The following is a 25,250-nucleotide window of genomic DNA, read 5'->3' as shown; positions in this document are numbered from 1 at the left end:
ATAAAAGTTTTTCTTGATAAAAGCTATAGTCAGTGAAAAGTAATATCGATACAACAGGTACTACTGGTGCAAATTTTTCTTGCTTGCTGTGCCTACGCAGACAGAGGCTGCAAAAAATTTACACCAGCAATACGGTAGCGACTTTAAAGTATTTCAACTATATTTATGATAAAAGACACTTTTAAAATTAAGTGGTTGAATCGCTGTCTTTGGATGCGTGAGTGGCTCGGGGATGTGCGCGGTCATAGACTTGGGTCAATTTAGCAAAATCGACATGGGTATAAATTTGGGTGGTGCTGATATCACTATGCCCAAGCATCTCTTGGACAGCGCGCAAGTCGCCACTGCCCGATAACATATGCGAAGCAAAGCAATGGCGCAACAGATGGGGATACATATTTTGGGCAATGCCAGCACGAGTAGCAGCAACTTTGAGACGCTGCTGCACTGCCCGTGTTGATAAACGCGTGCCCAGTTTTTCACTGATAAATAACGCAGTGTCCATCTGCTCTACCCACAGATTGCGATGGGGTAAATAACGGCGAATGGCGTCAGCCGCTTTTATCCCTAAAGGTACTAGACGTGTCTTATTACCTTTACCGGTCACACGTACCCGCAAATCAGCCAAGTCCACATCTGCTATATCTAGCGCTACTAGCTCACCGACACGCAAACCACTGCTATAAAGTAACTCAAACATCGCCTTATCACGTAGCCACAAGCGCGCTTGTTCGGGTGTATCGGGGATTTCTTGATCAAGCAGTTGCGTCAATAAATCCACATCTGCGATAGAGGGTAATGGTCTAGGGCTGCGCTTAAGCTGATACCCTGTGGTTGGATTGATACGCGCCAAATCCTCTTCTATCAACCAGCCATAAAAATGACGGATTGCCGATAGTTCTTGCTGGACGCTGGCAAGCGCAAGCTTATCTTCATCAAGGCGTTGACTGATATGCTGGGCTAATTGGCGTTTATCACAGCGTGTCCACGTCAAACATTTCCCGCGTAAAAATAGCGCCAACTGGTTTAAGCCAGCAAAATAAGCCGTCAATGTATGCGGCGAGTGATTGCGCACAGACAAGACATTTAGCCAACGATGCACAGGCGCTAATAATTCACGTAATGCTGCATCCGCTTCTATGGTGAGTGCCAATTCTGCTGATAGCCATGACGGTGAATCAGATTGTGCGTCTGTCACGTGAGGATTTGTATACGACATCACCATATTGAAAATAACCCTGTTACCTATCTAGTAAAAATAACTGTTATTTACTTTTCACTCTTAAATTTCTGGATTGGGCTTGATACCAGCTTGTGCCATCAAGCCATCTGGACTAAAAACACCTTCATACACAAACGCAGTTGGTCCGGTCATCATGACAGAATAACCCGGCTGCCATTTGATAACCATGCTACCGCCATAGAGCTGGGCACGTACATCTTCGCCTTCGTCAAGCCATCCTTCACGTATGCCGATGGCAACGGCTGCACAAGCGCCCGTACCACAGGCTTGTGTCTCACCAACACCGCGCTCATACACTCGCAGACGAATATGACGTTGGTTCATTACCTGCATAAAACCGACATTGACGCGTTCTGGAAAGGCAGGGTGTGATTCGATGGCTCTGCCTAAGCTTTCAACGTCGGCATCAAGCACATCATCAACTTTGATGACCGCATGCGGATTGCCCATATTGGCAACATAAAGCTGCACAGGCGTACCATTCACGTCCAGATGATAGGCATTTTGGATTTTGGTGGTGGCTCTTGGGGTAAATGGAATCTCGCTTGGCTCAAACTTGGGCTTACCCATATCAACTTCGACCCAGCCATAATGGTCGGTCGTCAGTGAAATAATGCCGCTCGCCGTCTCAACACGGAGACGCTGCTTAAATGATAACTTGCGCGCTTGAACAAAACGGGCAAAACAGCGGGCGCCGTTGCCGCATTGCTCAACCTCTGTACCATCAGTATTAAAAATACGATAACTAAAATCAACGTCGGGGCGCATCGGCGGCTCGACCACCAACAGTTGATCAAAACCAATACCTAAATGACGATCACCCAATAACTGTACCAAATCCTTGGTTAAGTCCAAACGCTGAGTCACCAAATCGATGACCATAAAGTCATTGCCCAACCCATGCATCTTAGTAAATTCTATTAGCATATCCCTGATACCCTATCCGATTTTTATATATGTCTTATATTAGCACGCTGTCAGTTACAATCATAACTATCACCGTTATCAAATGCCAAGTTATAGTCATCTCTTAATATTCATGTATTCAATCAAAACTTGCCATAAAAAAACCCACTATCATCACGATAATGGGTTAGCTTTTTGAGATACTTTATGCTGCTTACTATAGTTGAAATACTTTAAAGTCGCTACCGTATTGCTGGTGTAAATTTTTTGCAGCCTCTGTCTGCGTAGGCACAGCAAGCAAGAAAAATTTGCACCAGTAGTACCTGTTGTATCGATATTACTTTTCACCGACTCTAGTTAACCTTGCCACAATACTTCGTCTGCATATAGCGCTTCAATACTTTCACGTTTGCGAATTAGCTGATGGCGATCATCAGCTACCATGACCTCACTAGCTCGCGGGCGTGAATTATAGTTACTACTCATGGTAAAGCCATAAGCGCCAGCACCCGTAATCGCTAAGACATCCCCTGTAGCGAGCGATAATAAACGGTCTTTCGCCAAAAAATCACCCGTTTCACAAATGGCGCCAACGATATCCCACGGCTGCGTACCTTCCGTATCGATACCATTATTAGGTAATGCGCTTGGAATCACTGCCATTTCAGCTTGATATAAAGCAGGACGAATTAAATCGTTCATTGCCGCATCGACAATGGCAAAATTCTTATGCTCAGTCGGTTTTAGTACGTCAACTTGCGTCAATAAGATACCCGCATTAGCAACGATACTACGACCCGGCTCGAAGAACACCGTCAAGCCAAGTTTGCTAAGTTTCGGTAATAAAGCATTGGCAAATTCATCGATAGACACTGGTGTCTCATCGATATAACGTACACCCAGACCACCGCCTAAATCGATATGACGCAGCTCAATACCTACTTTACCTAAGCTATGCACCAGTTCAATCACTTTGTCCAATGCGGCAACGAATGGCTCAACCTCAGTCAACTGCGAGCCGATATGACAGTCAATACCGACGATATTGATATGAGACAATTTGGCTGCTTGCTGATAAACGACCAGCGCATCTTCGTGAGCGATACCGAACTTATTGTCTTTGAGACCTGTTGAAATATAAGGATGGGTTTTGGCATCGACATCAGGATTGACACGTAGTGATATCGGCGCTGATTTATCTAGTGCCTTTGCAACGTCATTGATTAAAGTCAGCTCGCTAATGGACTCGACGTTAAAGCAACCAATACTTTGGTTAAGCGCATATTCAATATCGCTATAGGTCTTGCCGACGCCTGAGAATACCACGCGCGAAGCTTCGCCACCTGCCGCCAATACCCGCATCAGCTCACCACGTGAGACGATATCAAACCCTGCTCCCGCTTGCGCCAATACGCCAAGTACAGCAAGGTTAGAGTTTGCTTTTACCGCATAACAAATCTGGTGATTTAAGCTAGCAAAACTGTCAGTGTATGCTTGATAGACCGCTAAAATCGCCTGTTTTGAATAGACATAACATGGCGTACCATAATGTTTAACCACTTCGGTAATACTTACTTGCTCCATATGTAGCGCATCATTTTGGTAATGTAGCGCAGGCAAATGGGCAGTTAAAGCTTCAGGATTGATGTACAGTCCTTGCTCAGTTTGGGTAGTGACTGACTGGCTCATATAAATATCTCTAATATAATCAAGTTATCAAAGTAACAATAAAATAACAACAAAGTGTCGGGCTTGCTCAAAAATCGTTTGAGCATTTACGTTTTAATCTAAGAATCCATTAATAATCGTTAGGATCGTTACTCGGTTCAGGCAGCTGAAAATCCTCTGTATTTTTCTGGTCGCCGTCAATCTTAGCAAAGGCGGTATCTTGTGGATTACTGCCACTATCTAATATCGCAGTACTATCTTGCACCGCTTTACTACTAGCGTCTACAAGGTATAAATTGCCCTTTTGTCCGCAGCCTACCAAAGTAACCGAAGCTATCACGATACTTGTACCAAAAATAAGGGTGTAGACACCATGGCGGCTAGCGCTCAAACGGCTATTCGAACGTTGTTTATTTGAGGTGCGTTGTGTATTAAACATAGAGTAAAAGCCTTTAATGCTGCAATGGTTTGAGAGTGCCAATATCTTTTTAATGGAAACAATGCCGGTAGACGCTCGTATAAAAAATCCTACATAAAACAGATAGAAGATGACCATTTTTAATCATAGCATTATTCTATAAAGCTGTGCGCTTATAGAATAAGATTACTTAGTAAATGTGCTGAAATATAGTGATAGTGAATCCAATCTAAATATAAAACAATGCTGTTTATACAAAGCTGGACAAACTTATTTACAATTATTATAAAGGCAAATTTTTACTTATTTTATCTGATAAGCCCTCACTGCCTTCAGTGTACACCTGTAACCAGCAAGCAAGGGCAGACTAATTAAAGCCTTAGGGTTATTCTGGTGTACTCCCAAAATATGATATATTATAGTCAACCTTTGTAGCTATAACGCAGCACTAGCATGTGTCTGCTTTACACTTAAAACCTTTTGGAAATAGTGATAGCTCAAGCATAACGAAAATCAGCGCGGTGATGGTTTATGCATCCGAATCGTGCGATCTCTACCAGCACCCATATCGCTGGTTTTCGTTTATTCAACAGGTGATCGTCGAAATGATGCACCTTTTATAAAAGACAATCTAAGGATAGAGTATGAGCGCTGGCGTAACCACCACTTTTGATGACAAACACTCTGAATCATCAACACTGACCAATCCCACTTTAGTACTGAACTGCGGCTCTTCTTCAATCAAATATGCGTTGATTAGTGATGATGAAACCACTCGTATCACAGGTCTGGCAGAAAACTTAGGTCTCGATACTGCCCGCATCAAACACACGACATTAAATGGTGAAAAGTTAGAAATTGCGATTGCTGGTGGTCGTCATGAACTTGCCTTAAAAAGAATCCTTGAGCTGCTTGAGCAGTATCACTTTATTGCCGTTGGGCATCGAGTGGTACATGGCGGTCGTGAATATTCAGAAGCGGTGCGTGTCGATGCGCATGTGTTAGAAGAAGTCAAACGTCTAAAAGTCCTCGCCCCACTACACAATCCGGCGAATGCGCTGGGTATCGAAGCCGTACAAGCCATTTATCCTGAGATTCCGCAAGTGGTGGTATTTGACACTGCCTTTCACCAAACCATGCCTCCAGTGGCCTACCGCTATCCGATTCCAAAAGCACTCTATGAAGAAGAAAAAATCCGTCGTTACGGCTTCCATGGGACATCTCACGCCTATGTCTCAGAGCGTGCCAGCCACATTACCAGCGCGACAGGACCACACGGCTGGATCACCGCGCATCTAGGCAACGGTTGCTCAGCATCTGCCGTCTATGACGGTAAAAGCTTAGATACCAGCATGGGTCTAACCCCGCTTGAAGGCCTAATGATGGGTACGCGTAGTGGTGATGTTGATCCTAGCTTACATATTCATCTCAAACGTAAGCTTGGCATGAGTTTAGAAGAGACTGATAAGATGCTCAACAGTGAGAGCGGTCTGCTTGGTATCTCAGGCTTATCAAATGACTTGCGCACTATTGAACAAGCCGCGAACGAAGGTCACGCAGACGCCCAATTAGCCATCGAAATGTTCTGCTACCGTGCTGGTAAATATCTAGCCAGCCTGAGCTGTGCCTTACCTGAATTTACAGGTATCGTCTTTACCGGTGGTATCGGTGAAAACTCTGTGACCACGCGCGCGCGTATTTTAGAAGTCATGCGTCATTTTGGTATTAAAGTAGATGCCGGTAAGAATGCTGGCTTGGTCGGTGGCAATGAAGGCAGTTTCCATACTGACGATAGCAGCATTGAGCTGTGGGTTGTCCCAACTGATGAAGAATGCCGTATCGCACAAGAGACTCGTGCGGCCTTAGGTCTACAATAAGACTGGTACGCCTGCGATAAGAATCACAAGTTGATTCTTATCTACTCAAGGATGACCATTTCTTTAAAAATATAATAAACAGTAGGATACATTATGCAAACTATTTTACTTGTGCCCATCAGCCGCGGTATCGGTGTGACATCAGCAGCTTTGGGCTTGATTCGTGCTTTTGATTATAACGGTATCAAAGCGGGTTTTATGAAGCCGTTTTTACAAGATGATGCTCTGGATAAGCAAAACAGTTTAGACAGTTCAAGCGCCTTGGCCATGCATGCTTTTGGGCTAAAGCCACCTAAATCTATCAGCCGTCAACATGTTGAGCGCATGATTGGCGATGACAATCTTGATGACTTAATGGAAGAGGTGGTCGTTAATTATCATACCCTCGGTGATGACTACGATGTAGTGATCTGCGAAGGCTTAGTACCGACGACTGAAACTTCTTATGCCTCACAAATCAACCGGGCGATTGCCCATGCATTAGATGCCAGAATCATCTTTGTTAGCACCGCTGATACCAGTAAGCCTGCCTATTTGGCCGATAAGCTTGATGTCCATGCTCGTGAATTTGGTGGTATGGCAAGTGATCGTATGCTTGGCTGTATCTTGATGCGTATGCATGATTTGCCGAATACGCAAAGCACCTTAGAAAATCAAATCGTTGCCCCTGGTGAAGCGATTGTGAGTTTGGACAGCGGCTTTATACAAGAAGTCCAGCGCCTATCGCCGCACTTCAATAGCGAACAATTCCGCTTAATTGGTGTCGTACCGTTTAGTGATTCGCTATCAGTACCGCGTACTTGGGATATCGCTGCTGAGCTTGACGCCACTTGGCTGAATGTTGGTGAGGCAAAATCGCGCCGCATCAATCGCATTAGCTTGACTGCGCGCTCGGTTGCACGTGTCGATGAAGTGTTCAAACGGGGCACGCTTATCGTGGTGCCGGGCGACCGCGACGATTTATTGTTGGCAGCTGGCCTGGCCTGTATCAATGGTGTTCCGCTAGCAGGATTGGTATTGACCGGTGGCGTGTTACCAAGCTCAACAGTGGCCGAGCTTTGGCAATCTGCGCTGAAAACTGGTATTCCAGTAATGAGTGTCGAGACGGACAGCTATGAGACGGTACAAAACCTGGTACACATGAGTGCTGAGATTCCAAGCGATGATACGGAACGTGCCGAGGAAGTGGCTCGCTATGTCGCTGCGCATTTAGATCTTAGCTGGATTAAAGCATATTTTAGCCAAAATCATGAGCCGCGTTTGTCACCTTCTGCTTTCCGTCATCAAGTGGTCAAAAAAGCGCAAATTGCCAAAAAACGTATCGTGCTACCAGAAGGCTCTGAGCCGCGTACGGTAGAGGCGGCCTGTATCTGTCAAAGCCGTGGTATCGCCAACTGTGTGCTACTCGCTAAGCGTAGCGATGTCGAACAAGTCGCTAAAAACCGCGACTTAGTATTACCAGAAGGGCTTGAGATTATTGATCCTGATAGCTTAGATATGAGCAAATATATCGCTGCAGTAGTCGAGCGCCGTAAAGGTAAAACCAGCGCAGAAGTGGCTGCTGAATATCTGCAAGATACCGTTTATCTAGGTACGACTATGCTGCAGATGGATGAAGTCGATGGCTTGGTCTCTGGTGCGATACATACCACGGCGAATACCGTCCGCCCAGCGTTTCAGTTGATTAAAACGGCACCGGAGTATTCACTCGTATCGTCAATTTTCTTTATGCTGTTGCCGGAGCAAGTGGTGGTCTATGGTGACTGCGCGATCAACCCTAATCCAAATGCGGAAGAGCTGGCTGAGATTGCCATTCAGTCTGCGCAATCAGCCGCCGCCTTTGGTATTGATCCAAAAGTGGCGATGATTAGCTACTCTACTGGCTCATCAGGAATGGGTGCAGACGTCGAAAAAGTTACCCGTGCGACCCAAATCGTCCGTGAACGTGCACCGAATCTAAAAGTCGATGGACCGCTACAGTATGACGCCGCTTCTGTCATGAGCGTCGGCAAGCAAAAAGCCCCTGACTCGCCAGTTGCAGGTCAAGCAAACGTCTTTATCTTCCCTGACCTGAATACGGGTAATACCACTTATAAAGCGGTACAACGTAGTGCCAATGTGGTCAGTGTCGGACCGATGTTGCAAGGCTTAAATAAACCGGTCAATGACTTGTCACGTGGTGCCTTGGTCGATGATATTATCTATACCATCGCCCTCACTGCCATTCAGGCGCATAGCGACGTTATTTAAGCATTTAAAGCTTTGTTCAAAAAACGTATTATCAAGCCGGTTATCATGATGATAGTCGGCTTTTTTTATAGCTGTTAAACGCTATATGTAAATATAGTCGGTGAAAACTAATATCGATACAACACGTACTACTGGTGCAAATTTTTCTTGCTTGCTGTGCCTACGCAGACAGAGGCTACAAAAAATTTACACCAGCAATACGGTAGCGACTTTAAAGTATTTCAACTATATAAAAAATCGATAGGCAGGATAAAGTAATAATCACGTGCTATAGTCGATTTAAAGTAAATCCACCACAACGCCCATCTGTATTAATTTACACTCACTCATTTATGCTAAATATTGCCAATAATAATCACAGCCAAATTTCTAAGTCTGCCATCCGTGCTTATTTGGGCGGCTCATTTGATCCCGTGCATAATGGTCATTTGCAAATGGCGATGTATGTTTATGAGTATTTATTACCAATAGCGGAGCAGCAACAGCGCCCGCTGTATGTATCGTTGCTGCCTAATGCGCGCTCACCTTTTAAAGAAAACAGCACCAATCCTGAGCATCGTCTGGCAATGCTAAAACTGGCAACCCAAGAGTCGCCCTTATACATTAACGAGCTTGAACTGTGGCAAGTACCGCCTGTCTATACTATCGATAGCGTACAAACACTGCGCGCACGCTATCCAAATGACAGTCTGATATTTATCATGGGTATGGACAGCGCGCGTAGCTTGGAACAATGGAAGGATGGTCTACAACTGACTGATTATGTCAATCTATGGGTTTTTAATCGTGAGAAAAATTCTGATATTAATAAAAGATTTTCTGAGACCAATTTGCAAACTCAGTTGAAATCGCAACTTCCTGTGCTATTGCAACCTTCAACCATTAACTCACCTGCTGAACTCGTAACACTCACTTCTCGAAATATAACAGACAGCACCATCTTAAAAAACGCTTATCAAGGTCGCATTTACCTAGACCCGCGCCCTGTGGCAGCCATATCAAGCACGCAAGTACGTCAGCAACTGCGCCAACCACTACCGCAAGCGCCTCAATCATTAAATATAAAGCACAGCGCTGAAACGCAAATTGCATCTTTACAACCAATAAATGATATCATAGGCAATACTGCACCCAATTCATTAGCTAAATGGTTAAATCCTGCTGTTTATCAATATATTATCGCCCATCAGCTATATTCTGCTGCTCAATTCCGTTAAAATCGCCTTATACTTTTAATTTTGCCCACTTTGATCATTTTGCCTCAAAAACGTCTGCCCATATATGGCTCGTTAGAGAATGCACTGTGACGATTTACCATTTTATTTTTAATATTTACGATTCAAGAGATTAAAATTTATGACCAATACCATGACTGACGAACGTTTACAAGAATGCTTGACCCTTGTTGAAAACGCTCTAGACGATATGAAAGCTAAGAATATCACCATAATGGATGTAGCAGCATTGACAGACGTAATGGAGCGTATCGTTATCGCTGACGGTACCTCAAAGCGCCATGTACGTGCGATGGCTGACAGCGTCGGCGCTGAAGCGAAGCAAGCAGGCTTTATGCCACTGGGTCGTGAAGGCGGTATCGATTCTGACTGGACGTTGATTGATTTGGGTGCGGTCGTTGTACATATGATGACGCCACAAGCACGTGAGTTCTATGACTTAGAAGGTCTATGGTCATCACCTGAGCAATTGGCTGAGTTGGTCGCCGTTCCGCGTGAAAAGAAAACAGCCGGTCGTCGCAATAAAAATAAATAATCTTGTTTATTGCCATAACGATGTGAACACCAAAAAGACCAGATGATTATTCTGGTCTTTTTTTATTTAAATTTTACCGTTCTAATAAACTTTAAAGTACTAGGCCATGTTGAACATTTATAATTTCAACCGTACATCGAAGATTTTCTTTGTCATAAATATTGAGTTCTAGTAAGATAGATTTTAGTCTGGTCCAGTGTTCATCTTTGAGCATTGTGCGAGGCATAGCGAATGAGGTCTTTTTGGTGTGAGAACTTAAAGATTAACCGTTCGCTATTTTTTTGCCATCAATTTATTTCCAATGTTCAACACGCCCTAATAAACCGTAACGCTTAATTCTGTAGTGTAGTTCGGATAATTACCTTCTGCATTTAGAGCATAATTATCACTGAAACCACCATTACTTTTTAGTAATGACTGTATTGTTCCCTTAATCCCTTTTAATAGAGAGTAACAAATTAAATGATAGAGCTTCTAAGCGATCCTTCGATATGGCTTGGTTTCTTCGCACTGGTTAGTCTTGAGATAATTCTAGGTATTGATAATCTAGTCTTCATTGCCATTCTCGCTAATAAGCTTCCCCCACATCAACGCACTAAAGCGCGCAATCTTGGACTTGGTCTAGCGCTCATTATGCGTTTAGGACTGCTATTTGTCATGTCGTGGCTCGTGACACTGACCGAACCTGTGGTCAGTTATGCTACGTTCAATTTATCAATCAGAGATTTGATCTTAATCGTCGGTGGTTTCTTTCTATTACTTAAAGCGACGCTTGAGCTACACGAACGGTTAGAAGGCAAGCTTGATGCTAATAACAATAGCAAAGTCTATGCTGGCTTTGCAGCTGTTGTTGCTCAAATTGTTATCTTAGATGCTGTTTTCTCCTTTGATGCGGTTATCACTGCGGTCGGCATGGTAGAGCATCTAGAAGTAATGATGGCCGCAGTTATTGTGGCGATGGCAGTGATGGTTTTAGCCGCTAAAGCTTTAACTGATTTTGTCGGTAAGCACCCTACTGTTGTTATCCTGTGCTTGAGCTTCTTGCTTATGATCGGCTTTAGTCTGATCGTTGAAGGCTTGGGCTTCCATATTCCAAAGAGCTATTTATATGCAGCCATTGGTTTCTCTATTGTTATTGAAGCCTTTAATCAGTTTATGCAGCGTAACCGTACTAAACATGAGAGTGCCATTCCGCTACGCGACAGAACGGCGGATAATATCCTAAGACTGATGGGCGGCAAAACATCTAACAATGATGAAGAGTTACTAGCAGAAGATGAGACTTCAGCGCCGAGCATTCCTTTTGCAGAAGAAGAGCGCTACATGATTAGCGGTGTGCTCGCGCTTGGCGAACGCGATGTTGAAACCATTATGACGCCACGATCAGAAGTCTCTTGGGTTAACGTCGAAGATGATTTAAAAGAGATTCGTGAGCAAGTGTTGTCAACGCCACACAGCTTATTGCCTATTTGCCAAGGACAGTTGAACAAAATATTGGGCGTAGTACGAGCCAAAGATATCTTAGCGGTATTAGATGAACAGCCTAACAATATTTATCTGGCTTTAGAGCCTTTACTAACTAAGCAGCAGCCTGTTTTTGTTTCTGACACTATTGATAACTTGCGTCTTATCAATTTGCTAAAAAATGCCAAGGGCAATTTAGCTATAGTGGTCGATGAGTATGGTCAAGTTGCAGGACTGGTGACGCCCTTAGATCTGTTTGAAGCTATTGCTGGTGAGTTTCCTGATGAAGATGAAACTTTAGAGATTGTTAAACAAGAAGATCATTGGATAGCTGAGGGTACTATTAGCTTAGATCAGTTGCGTCTTGAATTAAATGATCCAAGCCTATTAGGAGAAGCCGAACAGCTGACCATAGGCGGCTATATTAATTTCAAACTAGATGGTATTGCTCAAGTTAATGAGCACGTCAGCAGCGACGGCTTTATTTTCACGGTATTAGAAACGTTATCGACAAGAATTCTTCTAGTAAAAATTGAGAGAGATGTCGCTCAATGAAATTCATAGTTTATCAAGTCTTGGCGTAATAACTGCAAGAGCTTGACGGTGTTCTTTAATTATCCTAAAGACATTAGAAAAGCGATTTATACCACCAATGCTATCGAGTCTTTAAATAGTGTGATTCGGACAGCAGTGACTAAGCGTAAAGTTTCCCTTCTAATCAGGCAGCATTCAAGGTGATTTATCTGGCATCGTCGAGGTGGTCGATGCCAATTCGTAACTATAGTCGGTGAAAAGTAATATCGATACAACACCTACTACTGGTGCAAATTTTTCTTGCTTGCTGTGCCTACGCAGACAGAGGCTGCAAAAAATTTACACCAGCAATACGGTAGCGACTTTAGAGTATTGCAACTATAGATGTCTGCTTTAAATCGCTTTATGATTATGTTTGATGACTGTATCAGTAAGCATTGCTACAAGCTAAATGGCAGTTACACAGAATTTGGGATGCTCTCTACTGATTAAGTGTCTTATGCTTGGGATGATTACCCTAGGACAGCCCCTTAAATATTATTACTATTGTGCTGAGCAGACAGTCGACGTTTGATAAGCCAAATAATGATAATCACTACAGCAAGCAGTAAGAAAATCTTAGAGTAAGGCGCTAGCATAGTCGCAATGACCTCATAGTTTTTGCCCAAGTAAAACCCTGCTAGGGTTAACATTGTCGTCCAAATGCTAGAACCCAAAGCCGTTAATACTAAAAAAGAGAGCAGCGGCATTTTATTCATTCCCGCAGGGATGGAGATCAGTGAACGAATACCAGGCACCATGCGGCCAAAAAAGACCGCTTTCTTACCATGTTTATCAAACCAAGCATTGGACGACAAAACATCCTCTGACTTAATAAACACGTATTTGCCGTACTTTTCAGTAAATACTATTAGGCGCTCTTTATTGAACAAAGTTCCCAGATAATAGAGAGGTAAGGCACCAAGAACGCTGCCAAACGTACCCGCCACTATGACTAATAATATATTTAAATCACCCCTAGCTGCCGCAAAACCTGCTGCTGGCATAATCAGCTCAGACGGTATAGGAGGGAAAACATTTTCAGCAAACATAGCAAATATAATGCCGAGATAGCCAAAATTTGCCATGATAGCTAGCACCCACTCACTCATTTGATGCATTGAATGACCTTATCTTATTGATGACTTCTTTCTTAGTATAGTGGAATAAAGCGGATTCAAATCAAAGGTAATTTGTAACTGAACCGCCCCGACTATATCGGAGACTGTTTGTTTAAGTTAGGCCACCAGGCCTAACCGATTAAGATTATCATAATACCGTCTTTCAAACTCAAAAGGTGACACATATCCATAGGTTGATGGGGCAATCGGTAGTACTCGACAGATTGGCTCGATCCCGTAATTATCTTTATAATTATCGATAAATTGAAGCATTGTTTTAGTTAGTGGTCGAGCTCCGCCTGAGCTAAAAAAGCCGCCGCCTTACGTATGATTTCATTCGCTTGCTTGAGCTCTTTATTCTCGCGTTCAAGCTCCTTAATACGTTGCTCTTGGCTTTGAGCTTGTACCGAGGCAGGAATGGTTTGGTCTATATGTTTTTTAATGTCAGATTGAGTAGTCATTGCTTATTCTCCGGTTAGTGGATTATAAGCAGTTACACACTTTTTAGGAAAGTCTCCTTATTGTTGGTTACTCGCTGCTTTCTTCTGTGTTCTTTCTCTTCTTGTTGCTAATATTTTTTAGATGCCTTAAAGTGCTTTTTTTCGACTCTTGTTGTCCTTTGCTTTTTTCTTACTATCTAAATCCCCTTGTTTCTGGTTGTTGGAGTTAGCCTTTGTCTACTGAATCTATAATTTTGTCTTTGATTGTGTTCTTCTTGCTAATAGCTTTTATTCGCCATGTAGTTTATCCACTGGTCATAGACTCTTATTTTAAAGGGACTAAATTTCTTGCTGTGAAAGCCAGAGTTCAGCAACACATTGACGAGTGTAACGAACTTAATGAGCATATTGAGCATTTGAAGTTGTCTTATACTTATGCTGAGGCTACTGACTATGGTGAAGGGCTGTTATCTGATGCTAGTCGTTATAATATGAAGAGGCGTACTTGGGCTACTGAATCAAGTGACAATCGATGGACACACAATTGCTCAGCTTCTATTGTGAAAAGTGCTGATAATCAACCTTATAAATATTTATGTAAATATTTCAATATAAGTCCTAACAAAGAGACGTTAGAGCAGTTTGAAGAGGTGTTAAATAATTTTTCTGCTGTAGAACAGGGAAAGTATCTATTAGAAAATGAGAGAGAAGCGATTGTTTCAAGTATCAGTACTTCTCTCTCACCCTACATCTTGAGACATTATCGAGATAGGGTTAATACAGAATTGGGTTTTAAAAAAATTAGTTTATCTAATTTATATTTTCCTGTTTATACCTTTAGATATGCTTCTGCTGGTGGCAATAGTAAGTCTAACTTTGCCTTAGAATTGAATTTAGACAGACTAGAGAGATTTATTGGCTACTTAGCCAATTTGTTAAAAGTTAAGAACAGCGTCGCAGGTCAAAGGGCTCTTATGACTGCGAAACTAAGAGAAGAAATAAAAGAGAGAGATAGTTATGCCTGTAAGATTTGTAATCTTTCGACTTCAGATGAAGCTAATCTTTTACTAGAAATTGATCATATTATCCCTCTTTCAAAAGGAGGAGTAACCTGTGAAAGTAATTTGCAGACATTATGCTGGAAATGTAATCGCTCGAAAGGTTCAAAAATATATAGTGCTGATGTTATACCCAATCCTGCACTGACTGACTCAAGAAAATTAGATACGACTTGGCCACCTAAAGCCAGCACACCGACTGACTCAGGAAAATTAGATATGACTCGACCACCTAAAGCCAGTACACCGACTACAGGCCTACAAAGTTCAACTTTTGAAGATGGTAGAACTAGAAATGCGATGACTAAACAAGGAACTAATCTGACCAGACCACAAGCTAATGCCCTAAGATCGGCAAAAGACTACATTGAGTACTCAGGTTATTCACGTAAAGGTCTTATTGAGCAGCTTCATGAATGTGATGATTACGTTGTGTCTGATGCTACAGTTGCAGTAGATAGTCTAAACATTGATTGGAAAGAGCAGGCTGTGAAGTCAGCAAAAGACTACATTGAGTACTCAGGTTATTCACGTAAAGGTCTTATTGAGCAGCTTCATGAATGCGATGATTACGTTGTGTCTGATGCTACAGTTGCAGTAGATAGTCTAAACATTGATTGGAAAGAGCAGGCTGTGAAGTCAGCAAAAGACTACATTGAGTACTCAGGTTATTCACGTAAAGGTCTTATTGAGCAGCTTCATGAATGCGATGATTACGTTGTGTCTGATGCTACAGTTGCAGTAGATAGTCTAAACATTGATTGGAAAGAGCAGGCTGTAAAGTCAGCAAAAGATTACCTTGAGTACTCAGGTTATTCATGTAAAGGCCTTATTGAACAACTTCATGAATGTGATGACTATAGTTTAAGTGAAGCAACTTACGGAGCAGAACAGGCGTGCTTGTTCGTAGCTAGCCTTACCTCTAAAAATTAAAGTCACGACAAGATGACAGTTGTGGCTTTAATTTCTCTTATTTTATTGTGTTGGTTAATCAAATTGAGAAGGGTTTTCTAAGAATTCATTGACTACCATACGAAACTCAGCTGGGTTATAAATGAAGGGGATAGGAGTTTTGATGCCACCAGTTCCCGAAACTACAACTGACCCATAATTGAAAATCCGACCAAATATACTTTGATTGACTACAAAGCCTTCGACCTTCTCCAATCGTAGTTCAATTGTATTACGTCTAATAAAACCAGTTTTAGCGATTACACGCTTAGTAGTTAATGCAAGCTCAGTACTAATAACCCTAATTATGGCAAAAACAATGAAACTTACTGCTATAAATAAAATGACACCAGCACCGCCATCTTCATTAGGAGCAAGGCTAGCACCCATCCCAGAGAGAAGAAAAAGACCACCAATCACAAAAAATGGCCATTGCGACCACCATGATACTTGGGCTTCCTTAATAACACGTTCATTAGTAATCAAATTTGAATCAATATAGCTGCCCATAAATACCTCTAAAGTAATTAAAACAAAGAATACTATAGTATAACAGCAATAAATCAGTAACAAATATCAATAATATTATTCTTTATTGGGGGGGATTACCGCGGGAATTGCTCCCCTACTTTTAAACCCAAATCCCAAACACAAAAAAGGTGAGCCAAAGCCCACCTTTTTTATTATCTAAAATAACTCAAACAATCCTATCTAACCCATGCCCGCGCATTACGGAACATACGCATCCACGCGCCGTCCTCATCCCACGCTTCTGGTTTCCAGCTATGATTGTACGCGCGTAGCGTACGCTCAGGGTGCGGCATCATAATGGTGACGCGACCGTCAGTGCTACACAGACCCGTGACACCGCCGAGCGAACCGTTTGGATTGAGCGGATAAGTCTCAGTTGGATGACCTTGGCTGTCGACATAACGCATGGCGAGCTGACCATGTTTTGCCATACCGTCGATCTCAGTGTTGTCCAGCGTGGCATAGCCTTCACCATGCGCCACAGCGATTGGCAAGATACTGTCTTGCATGCCTTTGAACAAGATGGATTTGGTGCGCTCGACTTTGACGTTGACCGTACGCGCTTCAAAGCGAGCCGACTTATTGGCGATAAAGCGTGGGAAGTTCTCCGCGCCCGGGATGAGGTCTTTTAACTGTGCCATCATCTGACAACCGTTACAGACACCGAGTGAGAAGGTATCAGGACGGGCAAAGAAGCGCACAAACTGCATGCGCAATTCGTCATGAAACAAGATAGAATTCGCCCAGCCAGAGCCAGCGCCCAGTACGTCACCATAACTAAAGCCACCACAGGCGACCAAACCATCGAAGTCTCGTAGATTGATGCGACCGCTGAGCAAATCGCTCATGTGCACATCGACCGCTTCAAAGCCAGCTTGGGTAAAGCCTGCTGCCATCTCTGTCTGACCATTGACGCCTTGCTCACGCAAGATAGCGACTCTTGGCTTGCTGTTATTTGAATCAGCACGACTATTAAGGTAAGGCTCTTCAACTTTTTGATTAAGATCGAAGTTTGGTGCAGCGATAAGACCTTGATGGCTGGCGTCGCCAATCAAGTCATACTCTTGCTGGACGCACGCTGGATTGTCACGGCGGCGAGCGATTTGATAGCTGACCTGACTCCATTCCTGTTGCAGCTCGCTACGGCTAAAGCGTAGAGTGTCATCACCCATGAGGGTTGGTGTTTGGATGAGCAAGCTGTCTTCCTCAGAGCTTTGACCGACGAGGCTAAGCATATCGCTGACGTTATGCTGCTCTGCTAACGCCATGAGGGTAGCGACGTTTTCTGGTAATACTTGGATGACTGCGCCTAGCTCTTCACTGAACAATTGACCTAATAAGTTGTCATCAGTCAATGACAGCTTGATACCTTGACGGCTGGTAAATTGCATCTCAGCGATAGTCGCGAGTAGTCCACCATCACCGATATCGTGATAGGCACTGATGACGCCTTGCTCATTACCCGCTTGGATAAAGTTAAAGAAGTCGACCAAGTCGCTTGGCTGCGCTAAATCTGGGCAGTCATTACCTAATTGGCTTAGCGTTTGCGCGAGAATTGAGCCGCCTAAACGTAGCTTGCCTTTAGATAAGTCAATACGGTAGAAGGCGCTATCACCATTGATAAGCTCAGGAGTTAGCGTTTTTGCGACATCAACAACAGGAGCAAAAGCTGTCACCACCAAACTCATTGGCGAAACCACTGATTTATCCGTGCTGCTGTCTTCAGCATTGTCACTACTGTCTGTCCAGTTGGCACGCATTGATAGCGAATCTTTACCGACTGGAATAGCAATACCCAGTGCTGGACATAGCTCTTCACCAACGGTATATACCGCATCAAACAAGGCGGCATCTTCTGCATCATCGCCACACGCTGCCATCCAGTTTGCTGACATGGTGATATCAGATAGCTGAGTAATACGCGCGCCAGCGATGTTAGTAATGGCTTCACCAACCGCCAATCGTGCAGAAGCTTTTGGACTAATAAGTGCAACAGGCGTACGTTCACCAACACTCATTGCCTCACCGCTCATTGGCTGACCATCGAGAGCTAGCAAGCCTGATGCCGTAACGGCGCAATCTGATACAGGCACTTGGTAGCGACCCACATACTGATCACGCACGACCATACCCGTGATAGAACGGTCACCAATGCTAATCAAGAATGATTTGCTAGCGACAGTTGGATGACGTAGCACGTCTTTGATTGATTCGGCCAGATTGACTTCACCAAGCTCTAACGCTGGCAAGGTGCTCTCTTGACGCTCAAAACTACGCTTCATCTGCGGCGTACCACCGAGCAATACTTGCATCGGCATATCGACTGGCTGCTCAGGGAGCAATTCGTCATCGACCACTAGCTGACGTACTTCAGTGGCTTCACCCAAAATCGCATACGGGCAGCGCTCACGGGCACAAATCGCATCGAACTGCTCTTTGCTTTCAGGACGAATCGCTAGCACGTAACGCTCTTGCGCTTCGTTTGACCAGATGGCCATTGGCGACATGCCCGCTTCTAGCGACGGGATTTTACGTAGATTGAGCACTGCGCCCATTTCGTGGTCATTGACTAGCTCAGGCATGGCATTGGATAAGCCACCGGCACCGACGTCATGCAATGAGACGATTGGGTTGCCGTCTTTACTGTTGTTACTTGCATCGATATCGTTGCCAGCAAGTGCCCAGCAGCGATCGATGACTTCTTGACAGCGACGCTCCATCTCAGCATTGTCACGCTGTACAGAAGCAAAGTCTAAGCCTTCATCGAGTGAACCACTATCGACCGAAGATGCTGCACCGCCGCCTAGACCAATCTGCATCGCAGGGCCACCAAGGACGATTAATAAATCACCTTGCTGAATGGCGTTTTTTTCAATGAGATTGCGTTTGATATTGCCATAACCACCTGCCAGCATGATTGGCTTATGATAGCCGCGCATTTGACTGCCATCTTTTGCCACTGAGGTGTCCAATTGGAAGCTACGGAAATAACCGCATAGGTTTGGACGACCAAATTCGTTTGAGAAATTGGCTGAACCTAATGGGGCTTCGGTCATAATCTCAAGGCTGGTTGCCATGCGATCCGGCGTACCATAATCCTGCGTACTTAATTGACCTGACTGCTCCCATTTCTCAGCAAGTTCTGGGATATGAAGATGTGACACATGGAAGCCAGTCAAACCTGCTTTTGGCTTACCACCACGACCGGTTGCGCCTTCATCGCGAATCTCACCACCCGCGCCCGTCGCTGCACCCGCATAAGGAGCAATCGCCGTTGGATGGTTATGAGTTTCGACTTTCATCAAAATATCGATTTCTTCTTGATGGAAATCGTAAGGATGCGCAGAATTGGCATCCATCGCATCAGTAGGAATCGGGTAAAAACGCAAGCCGTCAGAACCTGCCATCACCGCCGCGTTGTCTTTATAAGCAGATAAAATACCTTGCGGATTGGCTTTATAAGTATTTTTAATCATTTGGAACAGTGATTTTGGCTGTACTGCGCCATCAACGGTCCATTCAGCATTAAAGATTTTATGACGGCAATGCTCAGAGTTCGCCTGTGCAAACATCATCAGCTCAACGTCGGTTGGATTGCGCTTTAGCTCATTGACATAAGCATTCATCAAATAATCAATATCTTCGCTCGATAACGCAAAGCCAAACTCAGTATTGGCTGACTCAAGCGCTGCCTGACCTTGTCCGATGACATCAATATGATTTAACGAAGCTGGCTGCTGATCATCAAATAATTTACTAGTGTCATTTAAATCATAAACCAAGCTTTGCGTCATACGGTCAAATAATAATTGCTCAGCGGCAGCAGACAGCTGGTTATTGGTCGCACTGACTTCACCGTCGACGGTTAGCGTATAAACAATGACGCGCTCAACACGATTGATGGCAATTTCACAGTTATTAAAGATATCGGTCGCTTTACTTGCCCATGGTGATATGGTGCCAAAACGTGGTCCAACGATAACTTGTAACTGATTGCTTTCAGGGGCTGCAAGAACCGTAGCACTGTCGACAGCAAGTAAGTCTAGCGCTTTTTTATGCTCATCACCTTTGAGTTCTCGTGATAATACATACACTTGCTGAGTATGAATTTGGCTGACATTTAGCTCGGTTTTTTGCTGAAACTGACTGATGAGTTGCTGCGTCTGAAAATCGGTAAGAAACGGTTGTCCGGCGATGGTCATCATAAAGGCATATTCCATAGGATATAGGCAAGAACAGGCATCTCTGCCATGCAAAGTAAATGGTCCGCGTATTATAACAAGAAGACTTCTAATAAGCAGGTTTAAACCAAGATAAATTGCCAATCGTTTAGGTAATATGATGCTAAAGCCTTGAGCAAATACTGTCGATTTGCTATCAAAACAGCAAGCCTGACGGCACAGCGTCACAATTTTTACCTAAAGCTTATAGTCCTTACAAACGCTCACATCGCCTTACTGGGCGCCTATATAAATAGCCTGCCAGTCATCGCTATGCTAGTTAGCAGTTGTTAATGAGCTCAGTCGTTCATAAATATAAATACGAACACAAGCTTGTTTAAGCTCAAAAATGAACAATTATAAATTCAAATTTTATTTACTATAATGAAAAAGGAAATCGCCATGAGTAACCAAAAGCATATCGATAAAATCCAAGCCGTCATTAAAGACGTGAAATTTGCCATGATAAGTACCAGTAATAAAAAAGGTGATATTCATGCGTGGCCGATGACCACCAGTGAGGTGAACCTTGATAATAAAGAAATTTGGTTTATCGGAGATAAAACATCTGATGTCGTAAAAGATATCCAAGACGATGCTAGAATTGGTCTCACTTATGCTACCCAAGATGAGAAGAACTATGTATCCATTAGTGGTGATGCAGAATTACCGACTGACAAAGCCAAGCTCGATGAGCTATGGTCACCTGTCTATAGTGCCTTTTTTGCTAACGGCAAAGAAGATGCAAACATCCAATTGATTAAAGTGGTACCGCATGGTGTAGAGTGCTGGCTTAGCGGCAGTACCGTCGTGAATATGTTCAAAATGGCGGCAGCAGCGCTACAAGATGGTAAAACCGCTGAAGATATGGGCGAAACCTTCTCAGTTTCGTTATAATTCATAACTATAGTTGAAATACTTTAAAGTCGCTACAGTACTACTGGTGTAAATTTTTTGCAGCCTCTGTCTGCGTAGGCACAGCAAGCAAGAAAAATTTGCACCAGTAGTACGTGTTGTATCGATATTACTTTTCACCGACTATAATATATCAAGCAGATAAAAACAAAGCTTTTACCATAAAAATACCCCATAAATTGTGTCCAACTTATGGGGGTCAGTTCAAATGCGACTGGCGTTTTTTATGGTCTAGAGTTTATTAGACTCATATCAATACTATGAGCTTAACCGCTTTGCTTAAGATATGGCCAAGCTGCTTTGAGATAAATCATCATCGACCATAATGTTAAAATCACTGCTGCTACCATCAAAACATAGCCGATGGTTTCAAGCGATTCCCAATTTAACAAAAGCACCGTAATCGCTATCATCTGAAAAGTAGTTTTCAGTTTACCTACATAAGACACCGCCACACTGGTGCTTTTACCCAGCTCTGCCATCCATTCACGCAATGCCGATACGGCGATTTCACGCGAGATAATCACAATTGCGGCTATCGCCATGATAATATTGGGATGCCATTGTACTAAGATAATCAGCGCGGCTGCGACCATGAGCTTATCAGCAACAGGGTCCAAAAAGCGTCCAAACGCAGATACCACATTGAGCTTACGCGCAAAATAGCCATCAAGCCAATCGGTAATCGCCGCTAGGATAAAAACACCCGTTAATAATAAGTGACGTAATAAGCTATCGCTAAACTCACTCATACCAACCTTAGCAATCACGTTATCTGAGATTGCGGGCATGCCAATCCCCATGGCAGGCGGCCAATAGGCAATTGCCACGAATAGCGGAATCATCAAAATACGCGCAATCGTCAGGTTGTTGGGCAAATTAAAAATACTCTTGTTACTCTGCGTACTTGACGTCTCCTGCGGAGGCAAATGCGTGCTCTCAGTCATGGCAAACCTAGTTTAATATTGACCTAATAATGGCAGACAGCTTAGCATTTTTCAGGCAAGTCGTCATGCCATCTGTGTAGGTATCTTATACCAAGCGTATATTCTGATAATCGAGCGCTTTTTATTCTGACCCCTGCTGTCAAATCCGTACAACTAAACTTGGGAGATTTTAGTTACGCAGCTTGACGATAAAAGTCAAACCACATCTGTCTTGGCAATCTATAGCCCAAACCCTTTTGAATTCTCGTTCCACTGCGAGCACAGCTCTTGTCTTGCGTCGCTGCAAAGCAGTGCTTTGCTAATCGCTCCTCATTGTACTCAAGCTCGATATATTGTGTGATCTCGTTGATCGCTGTCAACCTTGTTTTATAGTCTTGGTGATACACAAGCTCATTCTTCCTTGCGGAGCAGTGCTTGATAACATTTGTATTTCTTTTATTTAAGACTGACTTTAATATCTCGGTAAAAAGCCATGCTACTTTTATAGCATGGCTTTTTACCTTTTATACCTTAGTTTCCAATAATTTTAAAATGCCTAGCGCATTTATAGTCGGTGAAAAGTAATATCGATACAATACGTACTACTGGTGCAAATTTTTCTTGCTTGCTGTGCCTACGCAGACAGAGGCTGCAAAAAATTTACACCAGCAATACGGTAGCGACTTTAAAGTATTTCAACTATATATTGAACCAACACTGCTATTTTGCACGTTCTGTCTTGACCACTTCGACCAGCTCATTGATAACTGAGCTATCAGCTAGGGTAGATAAATCACCAAGACCAACATACTGCCCTGCCGCTAGACTACGCAATATGCGGCGCATGATTTTACCAGAGCGCGTTTTGGGTAACACATTGACCATATAGATGGCATCTAAATTGGCAATCGGACCAATCTCGGTGCGTACATGGCGGTTTAATTCTGCTTTTAGTGACTCAGTTGCCGTTTCACTCGACTTTAAGATAACAAAAGCACAAATACCTATACCGCGTATATCGTGTGGCATTCCTACCACTGCCGCCTCTGCCGTCGCTGGGTGGGCGACTATCGCACTTTCAATCTCTGCTGTGCCCAGTCTATGCCCTGACACATTAAGCACGTCGTCAACACGACCGGTAATCCAGTAGTGACCATCTTCATCACGCTGTACCCCATCGCCCGTGAAATAATAGCCGGGATATTCGGTAAAATAAGTCTCTAAAAACCGCGCGTGGTCTTTATAAATGGTGCGCATTTGACCAGGCCAGCTACCATTAATTACCAAATTACCTTCAGCAGCACCTTCAAGCGCAACGCCATCGGTATCAATGACCTCTGGTATGATGCCATATAGCGGATTCATCACCGCGCCTGGCTTCATCGCAACCGTCCCCGGTATTGGTGCTAGCATAATACCGCCGGTTTCGGTCTGCCACCAGGTATCGACGACCGGACACTTACCGCCACCGACGATATGATAGTACCAGTCCCACGCTTCAGGATTGATAGGTTCACCAACCGTGCCGAGTAAGCGCAGACTTGAGCGGTCCGACTCACGTACAAAGGTATCGCCCTCTTTCATCATGGCGCGAATAGCGGTCGGTGCGGTATATAAAACGGTTATTTGATGCTTATCAATGATATGCCCAATGCGTGCCCATGTCGGATACTCTGGCACGCCCTCAAACATGACTGTCGTCGTGCCATTGGCAAGCGGTGCGTAAGTGGCGTAGGTATGACCCGTCACCCAACCGACGTCCGCAGTACACCAGTACACATCATCATCCTTAACATCAAAAACATCACGAAACGTGGACAGCGCATAAGTGATATAGCCGCCTGTGGTGTGCAACACGCCTTTGGGCTTACCTGTTGAACCAGAGGTATATAATAAAAACAGCGGGTCTTCTGCATTCATCACTTCAGGTTCACAGTACTGCGATTCACCATCGACCAAGCTGTGATACCAGATATCACGGCGACCACTCATCGGCACTGAATTGCCGGTACGATGGACGACGATGACATTGCTAACGCTGTCTGTGCCATCCATATCTAGAGCACGATCGACATTGGCTTTGAGTGGCGTACGCTTGTTACCACGGATACCTTCATCAGCGGTGATGACCAGCTTGGACTGGCTATCAATAATACGGTTACCCAAGCTTTGCGTAGAAAAGCCGCCAAACACCACCGAGTGTACTGCTCCAATACGCGTACACGCCAGCATTGCGACCACTGCTTCAGGTATCATCGGCATATATAAGGTGACGCGGTCGCCCTTTTTAACCCCAAGCTTGCGCATGGCATTACCTAAGCGACAAACTGCTTCATGCAGCTCTTTAAATGAGATTATTTTATGTAGGGAGGGATGATCCCCTTCCCAAATGATGGCAGGCTTGTAGGGGTTGTTTTTGACATGACGATCAAGACAGTTGACTGAAATATTCAGCTCGCCATCTTCGAACCACTTAATGCGAAAATCCTCTAAGTCGTAGCTGACATCACTGATTTTGGTGGGCTTTTTTATCCAATCAATCAGCTCGGCCTGCTTCGCCCAAAAGGCATCTGTCGCTTCAGGTGACGCAATGGATTGTTGGTATTGTTCAACATACTGCTCGGCAGTAACATTGGCAGCGGCGAGGAATTCAGGCGTAATTGGAAATGATTTTTGAGTCATGAGCTTCATCCTTTTTTAATTATTATCACCTGTAACGAACATCGCTAATAGCGAGGATTGATACAGGCAGTAAGGGTCATCTTCCATAATGGTGACACTCAAAGACAGTTTGACAAATATGCCGAATGGTTGCAAGGCATCAACCATTAATCACAACAATTGCATCGCACACCAATGTGTTTAACAATGCAGATTCTATGGCCGCAATTTTTTAAAATGTGGTGGCAATAATGCTAT

General features: G+C 43.8%; 16 protein-coding genes, 4 pseudogenes and 1 other annotated feature. Of the genes and pseudogenes, 8 read left to right on the top strand and 12 right to left on the bottom strand.

All coding sequences use genetic code 11. The annotated features are described in order from the left end of the window. Window positions 1-187: 187 nt before the first annotated feature. The 4 genes from PSYC_RS01035 to PSYC_RS01020 form a co-directional block, all read right to left on the bottom strand. Window positions 188-1,225 (bottom strand): tyrosine recombinase XerC, encoded by a 1,038-nt coding sequence (locus tag PSYC_RS01035; protein ID WP_011279513.1) that lies wholly within the window; start codon window positions 1,223-1,225, stop codon window positions 188-190. A gap of 57 nt (window positions 1,226-1,282) precedes the next feature. Then, complete coding sequence (gene dapF, locus PSYC_RS01030) at window positions 1,283-2,170, bottom strand: diaminopimelate epimerase (RefSeq protein ID WP_011279512.1); 888 nt, start codon at window positions 2,168-2,170, stop codon at window positions 1,283-1,285. Between the two features lie 336 nt (window positions 2,171-2,506). Continuing rightward, the gene (gene lysA, locus PSYC_RS01025; RefSeq protein WP_011279511.1) at window positions 2,507-3,838 is read right to left on the bottom strand and encodes a diaminopimelate decarboxylase; all 1,332 of its coding nucleotides are present in this window, start codon (window positions 3,836-3,838) and stop codon (window positions 2,507-2,509) included. A gap of 109 nt (window positions 3,839-3,947) precedes the next feature. Beyond that, a complete protein-coding gene (locus PSYC_RS01020; protein ID WP_041757428.1) occupies window positions 3,948-4,256 on the bottom strand; it encodes an LptM family lipoprotein in 309 nt (102 codons plus the stop codon). Window positions 4,257-4,879: 623 nt separating this feature from the next. Between PSYC_RS01020 and PSYC_RS01015 the strand changes: the two genes are divergently transcribed. The 4 genes from PSYC_RS01015 (at window position 4,880) to rsfS (ending at window position 10,132) form a co-directional block, all read left to right on the top strand. Then, the gene (locus PSYC_RS01015; protein WP_011279509.1) at window positions 4,880-6,112 is read left to right on the top strand and encodes an acetate/propionate family kinase; all 1,233 of its coding nucleotides are present in this window, start codon (window positions 4,880-4,882) and stop codon (window positions 6,110-6,112) included. Window positions 6,113-6,205: 93 nt separating this feature from the next. After that, window positions 6,206-8,362 (top strand): phosphate acetyltransferase, encoded by a 2,157-nt coding sequence (gene pta, locus PSYC_RS01010; RefSeq protein ID WP_011279508.1) that lies wholly within the window; start codon window positions 6,206-6,208, stop codon window positions 8,360-8,362. 332 nt (window positions 8,363-8,694) lie between these two features. After that, window positions 8,695-9,579, top strand: coding sequence for a nicotinate-nicotinamide nucleotide adenylyltransferase (locus tag PSYC_RS01005; RefSeq protein WP_011279507.1), 885 nt, complete (start codon window positions 8,695-8,697; stop codon window positions 9,577-9,579). A 139-nt stretch (window positions 9,580-9,718) separates the two neighbouring features. After that, window positions 9,719-10,132, top strand: coding sequence for a ribosome silencing factor (gene rsfS / locus PSYC_RS01000; RefSeq protein WP_011279506.1), 414 nt, complete (start codon window positions 9,719-9,721; stop codon window positions 10,130-10,132). A gap of 124 nt (window positions 10,133-10,256) precedes the next feature. On the opposite strand, the pseudogene PSYC_RS11475 reads toward rsfS, so the two are convergent. After that, a pseudogene (locus tag PSYC_RS11475) lies at window positions 10,257-10,358 on the bottom strand (IS5/IS1182 family transposase); the annotation flags it as partial. 236 nt (window positions 10,359-10,594) lie between these two features. Here PSYC_RS11475 and PSYC_RS00995 point away from each other — a divergent pair. Beyond that, window positions 10,595-12,151 (top strand): TerC family protein, encoded by a 1,557-nt coding sequence (locus PSYC_RS00995; RefSeq protein WP_011279505.1) that lies wholly within the window; start codon window positions 10,595-10,597, stop codon window positions 12,149-12,151. Window positions 12,152-12,166: 15 nt separating this feature from the next. Next, window positions 12,167-12,387 (top strand): annotated as a pseudogene (locus PSYC_RS11470) (transposase); the annotation flags it as partial. A gap of 273 nt (window positions 12,388-12,660) precedes the next feature. Here PSYC_RS11470 and PSYC_RS00990 read toward each other — a convergent pair. Continuing rightward, window positions 12,661-13,290, bottom strand: coding sequence for a DedA family protein (locus PSYC_RS00990; RefSeq protein ID WP_011279503.1), 630 nt, complete (start codon window positions 13,288-13,290; stop codon window positions 12,661-12,663). Between the two features lie 189 nt (window positions 13,291-13,479). Next, a pseudogene (locus tag PSYC_RS11745) lies at window positions 13,480-13,694 on the bottom strand (IS3 family transposase); the annotation flags it as partial. Next, window positions 13,489-13,605 (bottom strand) — a sequence feature (AL1L pseudoknot). Its footprint overlaps the pseudogene before it by 117 nt. A gap of 269 nt (window positions 13,695-13,963) precedes the next feature. Here PSYC_RS11745 and PSYC_RS11740 point away from each other — a divergent pair. Beyond that, window positions 13,964-15,721, top strand: a complete 1,758-nt coding sequence (locus PSYC_RS11740) for an Ltp family lipoprotein (protein WP_011279501.1) — start codon at window positions 13,964-13,966, stop codon at window positions 15,719-15,721. A gap of 54 nt (window positions 15,722-15,775) precedes the next feature. Here the strand turns inward: PSYC_RS11740 and PSYC_RS00975 are convergent, their stop codons facing one another. Both PSYC_RS00975 and purL read right to left on the bottom strand, forming a co-directional pair. Beyond that, a complete protein-coding gene (locus PSYC_RS00975; RefSeq protein ID WP_011279500.1) occupies window positions 15,776-16,249 on the bottom strand; it encodes a PH domain-containing protein in 474 nt (157 codons plus the stop codon). A gap of 197 nt (window positions 16,250-16,446) precedes the next feature. After that, a complete protein-coding gene (purL, locus tag PSYC_RS00970; protein WP_011279499.1) occupies window positions 16,447-20,475 on the bottom strand; it encodes a phosphoribosylformylglycinamidine synthase in 4,029 nt (1,342 codons plus the stop codon). Window positions 20,476-20,892: 417 nt separating this feature from the next. Here purL and PSYC_RS00965 point away from each other — a divergent pair, with 417 nt between their 5' ends. Next, entirely contained in the window at window positions 20,893-21,387 is a 495-nt protein-coding gene (locus PSYC_RS00965) for a pyridoxamine 5'-phosphate oxidase family protein (RefSeq protein ID WP_011279498.1), read from the top strand. A 284-nt stretch (window positions 21,388-21,671) separates the two neighbouring features. On the opposite strand, the gene pgsA is transcribed toward PSYC_RS00965, so the two are convergent. The 3 genes and pseudogenes from pgsA to acs form a co-directional block, all read right to left on the bottom strand. Further along, window positions 21,672-22,352 carry a CDP-diacylglycerol--glycerol-3-phosphate 3-phosphatidyltransferase gene (gene pgsA, locus PSYC_RS00960; RefSeq protein ID WP_011279497.1) on the bottom strand — a complete coding sequence of 227 codons (681 nt, stop codon included), beginning with the start codon at window positions 22,350-22,352 and terminating at the stop codon, window positions 21,672-21,674. Window positions 22,353-22,525: 173 nt separating this feature from the next. Beyond that, window positions 22,526-22,750: pseudogene (locus tag PSYC_RS00955) on the bottom strand (hypothetical protein); the annotation flags it as partial. 301 nt (window positions 22,751-23,051) lie between these two features. After that, the gene (gene acs / locus PSYC_RS00950; protein WP_011279496.1) at window positions 23,052-25,013 is read right to left on the bottom strand and encodes an acetate--CoA ligase; all 1,962 of its coding nucleotides are present in this window, start codon (window positions 25,011-25,013) and stop codon (window positions 23,052-23,054) included. Window positions 25,014-25,250 lie beyond the last annotated feature (237 nt).

The organism is Psychrobacter arcticus 273-4 (assembly GCF_000012305.1).
GTDB lineage: Bacteria > Pseudomonadota > Gammaproteobacteria > Pseudomonadales > Moraxellaceae > Psychrobacter > Psychrobacter arcticus.
The sequence above is the reverse complement of the archived record's forward strand: the minus strand, read 5'-3'. Positions and strand labels throughout refer to the sequence as shown.

Bases quoted from the DNA above. Each gene is read 5' to 3' on its own strand.
- pgsA (WP_011279497.1), bottom strand. From the start codon at position 22,352: ATGACTGAGAGCACGCATTTGCCTCCGCAGGAGACGTCAAGTACGCAG.
- pta (WP_011279508.1), top strand. From the start codon at position 6,206: ATGCAAACTATTTTACTTGTGCCCATCAGCCGCGGTATCGGTGTGACA.
- acs (WP_011279496.1), bottom strand. From the start codon at position 25,013: ATGACTCAAAAATCATTTCCAATTACGCCTGAATTCCTCGCCGCTGCC.
- dapF (WP_011279512.1), bottom strand. From the start codon at position 2,170: ATGCTAATAGAATTTACTAAGATGCATGGGTTGGGCAATGACTTTATG.
- PSYC_RS01005 (WP_011279507.1), top strand. From the start codon at position 8,695: ATGCTAAATATTGCCAATAATAATCACAGCCAAATTTCTAAGTCTGCC.
- PSYC_RS01015 (WP_011279509.1), top strand. From the start codon at position 4,880: ATGAGCGCTGGCGTAACCACCACTTTTGATGACAAACACTCTGAATCA.
- PSYC_RS00965 (WP_011279498.1), top strand. From the start codon at position 20,893: ATGAGTAACCAAAAGCATATCGATAAAATCCAAGCCGTCATTAAAGAC.
- PSYC_RS01020 (WP_041757428.1), bottom strand. From the start codon at position 4,256: ATGTTTAATACACAACGCACCTCAAATAAACAACGTTCGAATAGCCGT.
- purL (WP_011279499.1), bottom strand. From the start codon at position 20,475: ATGATGACCATCGCCGGACAACCGTTTCTTACCGATTTTCAGACGCAG.
- PSYC_RS00975 (WP_011279500.1), bottom strand. From the start codon at position 16,249: ATGGGCAGCTATATTGATTCAAATTTGATTACTAATGAACGTGTTATT.
- rsfS (WP_011279506.1), top strand. From the start codon at position 9,719: ATGACCAATACCATGACTGACGAACGTTTACAAGAATGCTTGACCCTT.
- lysA (WP_011279511.1), bottom strand. From the start codon at position 3,838: ATGAGCCAGTCAGTCACTACCCAAACTGAGCAAGGACTGTACATCAAT.
- PSYC_RS00990 (WP_011279503.1), bottom strand. From the start codon at position 13,290: ATGCATCAAATGAGTGAGTGGGTGCTAGCTATCATGGCAAATTTTGGC.
- PSYC_RS01035 (WP_011279513.1), bottom strand. From the start codon at position 1,225: ATGGTGATGTCGTATACAAATCCTCACGTGACAGACGCACAATCTGAT.
- PSYC_RS00995 (WP_011279505.1), top strand. From the start codon at position 10,595: ATGATAGAGCTTCTAAGCGATCCTTCGATATGGCTTGGTTTCTTCGCA.